Here is a 9,757-nt window from a genome sequence, read left to right as displayed (position 1 = left end):
GTTCAGCGGCACGAGCGCGCCGATCAGGCCGAAGAAGATGCCGACGAGCCAGGTCGTGAGGAACGGCGTGGAGAAGCGCGGATGCAGCTTCGAGAGCTTTGGCGGCAGGAGGCCGTCGCGCGACATCGCGTAGATGATGCGAGTCTGGCCGTAGCTCATCACGAGGATCACGGTGAGCATGCCGAGCACGGCGCCTAGATCGATGAAGCCGGCGGCCCACTGCTGGCCCGCCACCTGGAGCGCGAACGAGACCGGGTGGGCGACGTGCGCGAATTGCTGCGAAGGCACGATGCCGGTCACGACCGCCGCCACGGCGACGTAGAGCACCGCGCACACGGCGAGCGACGCGATGATGCCGACGGGCAGGTCGCGCTTGGGGTCCTTCACTTCCTCGGCGGCGGAGGAGACCGAATCGAAGCCGATGAACGCGAAGAACATCACGGCTGCCGCGCCGAACACGCCGTTCCAGCCGTTGGGCATGAACGGATGCCAGTTCGTGGGCGTGACGTGGAACGCGCCCACGGCGATCACGAGCAGCACGACGGTCACCTTGATGGCCACCATGATGTTGTTGATGCGCGTGGACTCGCGCACGCCCACGGAGAGCAGCGCGGTGATCGCCATCATCACGAGGAAGGCGGGCAGATTGAAGAGCGTATGCACGCCGGGCAGCGCGCCGGGCGCGGCGGTGAGCGCCGCCGGCAGCGAGACGCCGAAGCCCGCGAGCAACGACTGCAGATAGCCCGACCAGCCCACCGAGACGGCCGAGGTGGCGAGCCCGTACTCGAGCATCAGGTCCCAGCCGATCACCCAGGCGGCCAGCTCGCCGAGCGTCGCGTACGAGTAGGTGTAGATGGAGCCCGCCACGGGAATGGTCGAGGCGAACTCGGCATAGGCGAGCGCGGCGAAGCAGCAGGCCACGGCGGCGATCAGGAACGCGATCATGAGCGCCGGGCCGGCCTGCACGGCGCCCGTGCCGGTCAGCACGAAGATACCGGTGCCGATGATCGCGCCGATGCCGAGAAAGGTGAGGTCGAGCGCGCCGAGCGCCTTCTTCAGGCCGGCGCCCTGGGCGCTTGCCTTCAACATGTGCTCGACGTTCTTCTTGCGAAATAGGGACATTTGGCGGGGAACTCCACGTAAAACGCGCGAAGGCGACGAGTGGGCACAGATGCGTGGCCGTCCTCGGCCTCGCGTGCCGGATGTCGGGGAAACCCTAAATTTTAGCGGATGCCGTGTAGGAGGTTGGTGCAGATGGGTCAGAAATGCACGCACAGCGCGTACGATTTAGCCGCGAACGATGCCGCGTGAGCGCGATCCTTGCCAGGACTCGCGCAATCGGCGAAATTCATTTTCAGATCAACGATTTATGGCGAGAAGACCGCCTGGATGCCGCAGCGGCGATTGCAGGGGCGATTGCCGGGGCGGCAGGCAGTTGCCGGCCCCGCGCGGGAGTCAGGCGTTGACGGTAGGCGAGAGATCGACGAGCCGGTTGCTCATCACATAGAAGGTGAGTTCGGCGTTGTTGCTGAGCTTCATCTTTTCGAGCAGGCGCGTGCGGTAGACGCTCACCGTCTTCACCGAAAGCGAGAGCGCATGCGCGATGTCGGTGAGGCGCTTGCCCGAGGCGAGCATGCACAGGGTCTGGTATTCGCGGTCCGAGAGCTTCTCGTGCGGCAACTGCTCGCCGTCCACGAGCACGTAGTCCGCGAGCGCTTCGGCCATTGCCGGGCTCACGTACTTGCGGCCGGCGGCGACCTGCTGGATCGCGGCGATCATCTGCGCGGTGTCCACCGTCTTCGAAAGATAGCCCGCCGCGCCCGCCTTCAGCGCGCGCACCGCGTATTGATCCTCGCGATACATCGAGAACATCAGCACCGGCAAGCGCGGCGCCTTCTTCTTCGCGCGCTTGAGCACCTCGACGCCGTTCATGTCCGGCAGCGAGATGTCGAGCAGGACGACGTCGCAGACGTGCTTCGCGATGGCGGCGAGCGCCTCGGCGCCGGTCTGCGCTTCGAGCACTTCGCTCGCGATGCCGCGATCGAGCAACAACTGGCGGACGCCCTGGCGCACGACGGCATGGTCATCGACGAGCAGGATGCGATGGGTCATGGATGAGCGCGTTCTTTCAGATGAGGGGAGAGGCGGGATTGGGGGCGGCGAGCAGCGCGTCCCAGGCGAAGCGGGCGCGCACCGTCGTGCCGTTTCGTGTTGCCGGCTGCGTTGGTGAGCCCGCGTCGCGGAGCGCGCACGCGATGCCGCCCTTGACGGCGCGCAGCGACCCGCCGAAGGCCGCGCAACGCTCGCGCATGCCGGCGAGGCCGTAGTGACCTTGGTGAGCCTGGTGACCTGGGTGGCCGCCTCGCTTGCCGCCCGCGCCGTGATCGAGGGCGCGGCGCGCGAAGCCCTCGGTGCGTGCGGTGCGCGCGAAGCCGATACCGTCGTCGGCGACGGTGAGCGTCAGGTGGCGCGCCGTGCTTTCGAGCCGCACTTCGGCGCGCGTCGCCTGCGCATGGCGCGCCACGTTGGCGAGCGCCTCCTGGGCGACGCGGAACACCGCGAGCGCGGCGTCCGCGGGCAGGCGCGCGAGGCGCGCGTCGTCGCTCGTGCTCGCTACTCGCGCGGCGAGCCCGGTGCGCGCCGCGAAGCCGCGCACCCAGGCCGCGAGCGCGGGCGCGAGACCGGCGTCGAGTTGCGGCGCGTGCAGGCCGTCGAGCACATGGCGCATCGCGCCGGTGGCGGCTTCGAGCGAGCGCGCGACGAGCGCGAGCGCCTCGGCGCACTGCGGCGGCGCGTTGGTGGGCAGCCAGGTATGGACGTTGGCGAGCGCGAAGCGCGTGGCCGCGAGCTCGGCGCCGACGCTGTCGTGCAGTTCGCGCGCGAGCCGGTGGCGCGCGGCTTCGTCGGCGTGAATGGAGGGGGCGGCGCTCCACCGCGTCGCGGAGTTGGCGAGCGGGCTCGCGCGCCGCGCTTTGCCGCGAATGGGCTCGGCCGCCGCCATTTGCCGCTGCATCAGCGCGAGACTCTCGAGGGCGGCCAGCGTAGCCGCTTCGCCTGCGGCAGAGGACTGAGCGAGGAGGGCGAGGCCGTCGGCAGCATGAGCAGCGTGCGGAGCATCGCCGCCTGGCGTGCGCGCGTTCTCCGCGCCGTATCCCGCCGTGTCCATTGCATCAATCTCCCGTTCAGGTACCGGTTCCCGTTGTCAGCACGCCGCCGACATCTAATCTTCCCGGCGTGGCGGATAACAGCACGGCGCAGCGTAACTAGATTTACAGCCGGTAACAACTTGGCTCTGGCCCTAACGGTGTTCCGGTGTATCTGATATTGCGCTGCGATAATATCTTAAAAAAAGAAAAACTTCATGCTGGACAAGGCTTAGCGGCAAGACCTCAGGTGCAGCATGAAGTGTTGCTGCTTTGTCATGTAGGAAAAATACCGACAGATAAAGGTATCGAAATTTTGTGACAACTGTAACGGCGCTCGGTTTAAAAAAAGGAGGGCGAAACGCGGCGCATAGGCGAAAAAAAACCGGAGCGCGAGGCTCCGGTTCTGCGTTTCGAGGGTAAGGCGGCGCCGCTTAGCCGACGAATGCCTTTTCCACCACGTAGTGGCCCGGCTCGTTGTTGCTGCCTTCCTTGAGGCCAGCTTGCTCGAGCAGCTCGACGGTGTCGCGCAACATGTGCGTGCTGCCGCAGAGCATGATGCGGTCGCGCTCGGGCGAGAACGGCGGGAGGTCGAGGTCTTCGAAGAGCTTCTTCGTTTCGATGAGCTCGGTGATGCGGCCGCGGTTTTCGAAGGTCTCGCGCGTAACGGTCGGGTAGTAGACGAGCTTCTCGCGGACGATTTCGCCGAGGTACTCGTGCTCGCGCAGTTCTTCGGTGATGAATTCCTTGTAGGCGAGCTCATCGACGAAACGGCAGGTGTGCGTGAGCACGATCCTCTCGTAGCGGTCGTAGATGTCCGGATCCTTGATGATCGACATGAACGGCGCGAGACCCGTGCCGGTCGAGAGCAGCCACAGCACCTTGCCGGGCAGCAGGTTGTCGGCCACGAGCGTGCCGACGGGCTTCTTGCCGATCAGAACCTTGTCGCCGATCTTCAGATGCTGCAGGCGCGAGGTGAGGGGGCCGTCCGGCACCTTGATGCTGAGAAACTCGAGATGCTCTTCGTAGTTCGCGCTCGCGAGCGAGTAGGCGCGCATCAGCGGCTTGCCTTCCACTTCGAGGCCGACCATCGTGAACTGGCCGTTATCAAATCGCAGGGCCTGATCGCGCGTGCAGGTGAAGCTGAAAAGCGTGTCGGTCCAGTGATGGACGCTCAGAACGGTTTCTTCGGTGAATTTGCTCATGGTTCCTGATGTGCGAAACAAGGGCCGCCAGACTGCGGCGGTCCTGCCGGCCTGCTGTCCAGTACAGCGCGGCTTGACGAACGGCTCGGGGGCGGGATCGCACGCCTCGCGTGCGCCACTCCCCGGTTTGCCAGTCTGCCCCGATATGAACGAAGTGCGAACGAGGCGCAATCCGGCATTTTACCGTGTCGCGTCGCCTGAGTCCGCGAGGCGCCGCAAGGGAAGGTGGCTCGCTGCGGCGGTGTGCTGGCACCCGCACGCGTGGCGGGGGTTGCTGCCGACGGCCAGGGGTCGCGGCGGGTAAGCCTCGGCCTTGCGGGCCGGATCGGACCTGGCCAGGACCCGCGAGAGCGGGTTCTCGTGCCGCATGCCACGCGCGCCCCAAACGATCTGCCAACGCGCGCGTGCGAAATTCCGGCTAGATGATACCGGAAGGTCTGACGGCCCGCAGCATTGACCCTGCTGCCAGGGCAGTTTCGGCGCGTGTTTGCGGGGTCATTCCGAGCCCGGATGCGCGCGAATTCGCGCGATTTGCGCTCATCGGGGCGCGTGTTTGCGCGGCGCTGTGCTGCGGCGTGGGTCTAGCGGTCGGCCGCGAGCTTCACGCCGAGTTCGATCAGCGCGGCGCCGCAGAAAGCATCGATGGGCCGGCGCAGACGCCGGTAGCCGCGCTGGGTGCGATCGTCCGCGAACAGGAACGCGATGCTGCAGTGCCAGCCGAACGACATGGCCGCGACCGTCGCGAGCACGGCGCCGTAGAACCACGTCGGCGGGTGCGAGGGCAGCATCGCGGCGAACACGCTGGTCCAGAACACGCAGCCCTTCGGATTCGTGAGGCAGGTGAAGAGCCCCGCGCGCCAGGTGCGCAAGTAGTCGAGGCGGCCGGCGGGCGGCAGTTCGACGGCTGCCACGGGCGCCGCGGCCGCGGTGTCGCGGCGCGCGCCCGAGCGCACGAGCTTGAAACCGAACCACACGAGGTAGAGCGCCCCCGCAATGCGCACGCCGTTGTACACCCAGTCGATCTGCTGCAGCACGGTGGCGAAGCCGAGCATGGCCAGCGCGGCCCACAGCGTGGACCCGACGCCCACACCGAACGCCGACGCCACGCCCAGCGTGCGCCTTCCGGCGAGCGAAAGCTGGGTGACCATGAAGAAGTTCGGACCGGGACTGATGAGGGCGAGCGAATAGACCGCGGCGATCTGGATCAGCGTGGTGACGTAATGCATGGGGAAGTCTGACGGAGGGCGAAAGAGAACGCGCCATCTTAACGTGTTGCGCAGGGTGGCCGCAGCCTTGTTGGGAGTTCGAAACAGTATGAAAGCGCGCCAGCCAGCGCGACGCCGGGCCAGATAGAACCAGATAGAGCCATTTCGGCGCGCTACGGCCGCGGGCTTGCATCCGCCGTAGCGCGCCGCAGTGGCTGGCGGCAGCGGGGGATGCTGCCTTATTCGAGCCGCAGGCGCGCCATGTAAGGCAGGTGATCGGAAAGCCACGCCGTTTCCTGGGCGGGCTGGATCAGTTCGACCGGCTGAAGCCCGCGCACGAACATCTTGTCGAGCGCGAGTGCGGGCGAGAACGCCGGGAACGTGCGAGCGGGCTCGCCGAGCAGCGTGGCGACTTCCTGCAGACCGTGCTCGGCAAAGAGCGGCACCGAATCATTGCGCCAGTCGTTGAAGTCGCCCGCCAGCACGAGCGGCCCTTGCGGCGCCTCCTTCGCGATCCAGTGCGCGATCCAGTTCATCTGCCGTAGCCGCGCGCTGCGCGTGAGCGCGAGGTGCGCGCACAGCAGCGTGACGGACTGGCCGGCCACGTTCGCGCGCGCGACGAGCAGCCCGCGCCGCTCGAAGCGGTGGGCGGAGATGTCCCAGCGCCCGCCGAGATCGAGCGGATGCGGCGAAAGGATCGCATTGCCGTGCCGCCACGAAGGCTTGAACACGTTCGGGCCGAGCGCGATCTGCAGTTCGAGCGCGTGGGCGATTTCGGTGGCCTGGCAGTGCCAGACGTCATCGAGCGGATCGCCAAGCGGCGCGCCGAAGGCCGATGCGAGCACCGGCCGCGGCAGACGGCGCGCCATGGCCTCCTGGAGGAACCAGGCGTCGGCGTGGGTGGACTGGACCCAGCGCCGCATGGCCTGCCAGGCCTCGAAGCCGAGCGGCGAGCGGCCCTTGTGCAGATTCCAGCTCACGGCGACGAAGTCTTTGCTTGGCGCACTGTCGATGAGCGGTTGATCGGGATTTCGCATGCGTTCTTCTAACGGGTTGGTTCACGCATCCATCACTGGGCGGCCGGCGCGGCGAGGCTTGCCCGCACCCGGTACGCGAGCGCGGGATCCTTGTCGACGATCTGCCAGCTCACCCATTCGCCCGCCGGCACGGTGAGCGCCGGATGGCTCGCGTTCACCTGGCGCGGCTGCGGCGGGAGCTTGCAGCCTTCGGGGGTGCGGGGAGCGGTATCGCCTTCAAGCGTTTCCTGGGCGTCGATTGCGAGGATGACCGAGTTTGCGCTCGCCTGCAGCGGCGAAACGGTGATCGTGCGTGACAGGTCGATGCTGCCCGCAGGCTGATCCTTGCAGCCCACGTCGTGTGCGATGACCTTGTGGTGCGTATCGGTGCGCGTCTGGCCGACCGTGGTCGTGCCGTCGAACGAGTCGATCTGCTGGCCGTCGCGCATTACCTGCAGCGTCCACTGGACGGCTTGCTGAGTGGCAGGCGCCATCGCGGGCTGTGCGGCCGGCGGCGCAACGGGTTCCGAAGCGGGTTGTGAAGCGGGGTGTGAGTTGGGTTGTGAGGCGGATCCTGCAACGGGTTGCGAAGCGGCCGGCGAAGCGGGGATGAAAGTCGGTTGCGCCGCGCCTTGCGCCAGCGCGCCTTCGCTCGTTCCCGCCAGGGCGGCGAACAGCGTGACGGCAAGGCAATGTTTCCACGACGACATATTGGCGGCTCCGTGCATGAGCGCCACGCGCAGCGACGGCGTTGGCAACGCTGCGGCGGGGCGGGTACGTTCTGACCATCGATCCTATACCGGGTTCGCAAACGCCGGACCGCAGCGGTTCATTCGACATGGGGACGAAGACGGCGAGCTTCAACCGAGGTGCACTGAGCCATTGGGCATTGAAGTGCAACAACCATAAGTCAAATGGGGTAATTGGCCGGAGATTGTTGTTTTCGTTGCAACGCAGACTTGTTGGTTATCGGCGTGGTTTTTCGATAGCCGGTGTTTACACTGGGTTCCACACGTCCGATGCGTCATTCGGATTCGGCTGGCCGGCATGCCCTGCCATGTTTGTCGGGCATAGCGCCGCTGCCGGCAACCACTCGAAGGAGTCTCGCCATGAACAAGTCAGTCACGCTTGCGACCCTGCTGGTCAGCGCCGCCACTGCCTTCGCCGCCGCGCCTGCGTTTGCGACAGGTTACGCAGCGACGCAGACGCAGCAGGCACCGGCCATTCAGCCGCTTGCGGCGGCAAGCGTCGCAGCGAACAACGCACCCAAGACTCGCGCCGAAGTGAAGGCCGAGCTGGCTCGTGCCCGCGCTGACGGTGAGCTGAGTCTGGACCCGAATTCGCCCGCTTACCCGCAGCAGTACGCGATGGGCGGCTATACCGTCCCGCGCAAGCAGATTACGAGCGGTTTCTTCCACGCGCGCGCGGCGGCGCCACGCAGCGCCGTCGACTGATTCGCCGGCTTTCGGGCGCGGGCTCCATGGCAAAAATGGCTCGCGCGCCGCACGCCTGATCGCTTTCTTTGTTCCCTTGCGCTCCTTCGTGGCGAGACTGTGGCGTGGACGCACCGCCGCGCGGCGTACAATTTTCCTCATGCGGTGGTGCGCGACGCGCATCGCCAGCTCCATGGCAGAGAGGATCGGGGCGCGGCCGGCTTGCCTGCCGGCGCCGTGAAGGCGGGACGCAGGGACATGGATCAAATCGAATGCGCAGTAATCGGCGCGGGCGTGGTTGGGCTCGCCGTGGCGCGCGCGCTTGCCGCGCGCGGGCGCGAGGTGATCGTGCTCGAAGCCGCCGAGGCTATCGGCACCAGCACCAGTTCGCGCAACAGCGAAGTGATCCACGCCGGGCTGTACTACCCGCGCGGCTCGCTCAAGGCGGCGTTGTGCGTGCGCGGGCGCGAGATGCTCTACGAGTACTGCGCGGCGCGCCACGTCGCGCACGCGCGCTGCGGCAAGCTGCTCGTCGCCACGGCGGCGAACCAGATTCCGCAACTCGAGGCGATCGCCGCGCGCGGCAAGGAAAACGGCGTGTTCGACCTCACGCGCATCAGCGGCAGCGAGGCGCTCGCGCTCGAGCCGGCGCTCGAATGCGTCGCGGCGGTCTACTCGCCGCAGACCGGCATCGTCGACAGCCATCAGCTCATGCTCGCGCTGCAGGGCGACGCCGAGCGCGACGGCGCCATGATCGCATTCAAGTCGCCGGTCGAGTCGATCGATGCGCTCGGCAAGGGCTTCGTCGTGAAAACGGGCGGCGACACGCCGATCGACATCCGCGCGGCCTGCGTCGTCAACAGCGCGGGCCTGTATGCGACGAAGCTCGCGAGGCGCATCCGCGGGCTCGACGCGCGCCACGTGCCGCCGTTCTATCTCGCGCGCGGCAATTACTTCAGCGTTTCGGGGCGCGTACCGTTCTCGCGCCTCATTTACCCGATGCCCAACGAGGCGGGGCTCGGCGTGCACCTCACGCTCGACCTGGGCGGCCAGGCGCGCTTTGGCCCCGACGTCGAATGGATCGACGCGATCGATTACGACGTCGATCCCCGCCGCGCCGAGGCCTTCTATGCGCAGATCCGCTGCTACTGGCCCGCGCTGCCCGACGGCGCGCTGCAGCCGGCCTACGCGGGCATCCGCCCGAAGCTCTCCGGGCCCGGCGAGCCCGCCGCTGACTTCATGATCCAGGGCGCGGCCTCGCACGGCGTGCGCGGGCTCGTGAACCTGTTTGGCATCGAGTCACCGGGGCTCACGGCTTCGCTAGCGATCGCCCAGCGCGTGTGCGAGATGGCTTCCATCGACTGAAACGCACCGACCGCGCGTTTTCCCTCCTTCCAGTGAGCCGCATGATGCGGCTCACTTATCTCCGGCATTGCAGCCTCACGCGTGCGTCCTTCGTTGTTAAGCTTCTCCGCGACGCCGCCGCCAGAGCGACGTATAGGCATTGACGCGGCGCACGCGCCGCGCATAACCCAGCGAACGAATCGCCCACAATACCGGAGTGACTCCCATGAAATCGTCCCGCCGCAGCTTTCTGATCACGAGCATCGGTGTCGCATCGACGCTCGCGCTTTCGCGTCAGGCTTTCGCCGACGCCCCCAAGGTTGCCGAATCCGATCCCACCGCCCAGGCGCTCGGCTACAAGCTCGACGCGACCAAGGTCGACAAGGCGAAGTTCGCGAAGTACGTCCCCGG

The 9,757-nt window shown here is 66.9% G+C and carries 11 protein-coding genes; 4 read left to right on the top strand and 7 right to left on the bottom strand.

The features are described 5' to 3' along the window. From VMJ11_RS26965 to VMJ11_RS26955, 3 genes are all read right to left on the bottom strand, one after another. Positions 1-1,122, bottom strand: a 1,122-nt coding sequence (locus tag VMJ11_RS26965) for an amino acid permease (RefSeq protein WP_325623491.1), incomplete at its 3' end; no start/stop codon positions are given. Positions 1,123-1,455: 333 nt separating this feature from the next. After that, the gene (gene rqpR / locus VMJ11_RS26960; RefSeq protein WP_325623489.1) at positions 1,456-2,112 is read right to left on the bottom strand and encodes a response regulator transcription factor RqpR; all 657 of its coding nucleotides are present in this window, start codon (positions 2,110-2,112) and stop codon (positions 1,456-1,458) included. Positions 2,113-2,128: 16 nt separating this feature from the next. Continuing rightward, on the bottom strand, positions 2,129-3,166 hold the full coding sequence (locus VMJ11_RS26955) for a sensor histidine kinase (protein ID WP_325623487.1): 1,038 nt from the start codon (positions 3,164-3,166) through the stop codon (positions 2,129-2,131). 146 nt (positions 3,167-3,312) lie between these two features. On the opposite strand from VMJ11_RS26955, the gene VMJ11_RS26950 reads away from it, so the two are divergent. After that, positions 3,313-3,465, top strand: coding sequence for a hypothetical protein (locus tag VMJ11_RS26950; protein WP_325623485.1), 153 nt, complete (start codon positions 3,313-3,315; stop codon positions 3,463-3,465). Positions 3,466-3,577: 112 nt separating this feature from the next. On the opposite strand, the gene VMJ11_RS26945 is transcribed toward VMJ11_RS26950, so the two are convergent. The 4 genes from VMJ11_RS26945 to VMJ11_RS26930 all read right to left on the bottom strand — a co-directional run bounded on the left by VMJ11_RS26945 (position 3,578) and on the right by VMJ11_RS26930 (position 7,063). Continuing rightward, on the bottom strand, positions 3,578-4,348 hold the full coding sequence (locus VMJ11_RS26945) for a ferredoxin--NADP reductase (protein ID WP_325623483.1): 771 nt from the start codon (positions 4,346-4,348) through the stop codon (positions 3,578-3,580). A gap of 581 nt (positions 4,349-4,929) precedes the next feature. Beyond that, positions 4,930-5,574: a LysE family translocator gene (locus VMJ11_RS26940; RefSeq protein ID WP_325623481.1), complete on the bottom strand. Its 645-nt coding sequence runs from the start codon at positions 5,572-5,574 to the stop codon at positions 4,930-4,932. Positions 5,575-5,792: 218 nt separating this feature from the next. After that, the gene (locus VMJ11_RS26935) at positions 5,793-6,590 is read right to left on the bottom strand and encodes an endonuclease/exonuclease/phosphatase family protein (protein ID WP_325623479.1); all 798 of its coding nucleotides are present in this window, start codon (positions 6,588-6,590) and stop codon (positions 5,793-5,795) included. Positions 6,591-6,622: 32 nt separating this feature from the next. Beyond that, the gene (locus tag VMJ11_RS26930; protein WP_325623493.1) at positions 6,623-7,063 is read right to left on the bottom strand and encodes a hypothetical protein; all 441 of its coding nucleotides are present in this window, start codon (positions 7,061-7,063) and stop codon (positions 6,623-6,625) included. A 615-nt stretch (positions 7,064-7,678) separates the two neighbouring features. On the opposite strand from VMJ11_RS26930, the gene VMJ11_RS26925 reads away from it, so the two are divergent. The 3 genes from VMJ11_RS26925 to VMJ11_RS26915 form a co-directional block, all read left to right on the top strand. Further along, positions 7,679-8,023 carry a DUF4148 domain-containing protein gene (locus tag VMJ11_RS26925; protein ID WP_325623477.1) on the top strand — a complete coding sequence of 115 codons (345 nt, stop codon included), beginning with the start codon at positions 7,679-7,681 and terminating at the stop codon, positions 8,021-8,023. 237 nt (positions 8,024-8,260) lie between these two features. Next, a complete protein-coding gene (locus VMJ11_RS26920) occupies positions 8,261-9,367 on the top strand; it encodes an NAD(P)/FAD-dependent oxidoreductase (protein WP_325623475.1) in 1,107 nt (368 codons plus the stop codon). A 205-nt stretch (positions 9,368-9,572) separates the two neighbouring features. After that, positions 9,573-9,757 (top strand): high-potential iron-sulfur protein (locus VMJ11_RS26915; protein WP_325623473.1); only part of this gene is annotated, 185 nt, incomplete at its 3' end.

Source organism: Paraburkholderia sp. (assembly GCF_035501035.1).
Classification (GTDB): domain Bacteria; phylum Pseudomonadota; class Gammaproteobacteria; order Burkholderiales; family Burkholderiaceae; genus Paraburkholderia.
This window is presented reverse-complemented; position numbering and strand designations above follow the sequence as displayed.

Coding starts and splice junctions, on each gene's coding strand:
- rqpR (WP_325623489.1), bottom strand. CDS start 2,112: ATGACCCATCGCATCCTGCTCGTCGATGACCATGCCGTCGTGCGCCAG.
- VMJ11_RS26955 (WP_325623487.1), bottom strand. CDS start 3,166: ATGGACACGGCGGGATACGGCGCGGAGAACGCGCGCACGCCAGGCGGC.
- VMJ11_RS26945 (WP_325623483.1), bottom strand. CDS start 4,348: ATGAGCAAATTCACCGAAGAAACCGTTCTGAGCGTCCATCACTGGACC.
- VMJ11_RS26940 (WP_325623481.1), bottom strand. CDS start 5,574: ATGCATTACGTCACCACGCTGATCCAGATCGCCGCGGTCTATTCGCTC.
- VMJ11_RS26935 (WP_325623479.1), bottom strand. CDS start 6,590: ATGCGAAATCCCGATCAACCGCTCATCGACAGTGCGCCAAGCAAAGAC.
- VMJ11_RS26930 (WP_325623493.1), bottom strand. CDS start 7,063: ATGGCGCCTGCCACTCAGCAAGCCGTCCAGTGGACGCTGCAGGTAATG.
- VMJ11_RS26925 (WP_325623477.1), top strand. CDS start 7,679: ATGAACAAGTCAGTCACGCTTGCGACCCTGCTGGTCAGCGCCGCCACT.
- VMJ11_RS26920 (WP_325623475.1), top strand. CDS start 8,261: ATGGATCAAATCGAATGCGCAGTAATCGGCGCGGGCGTGGTTGGGCTC.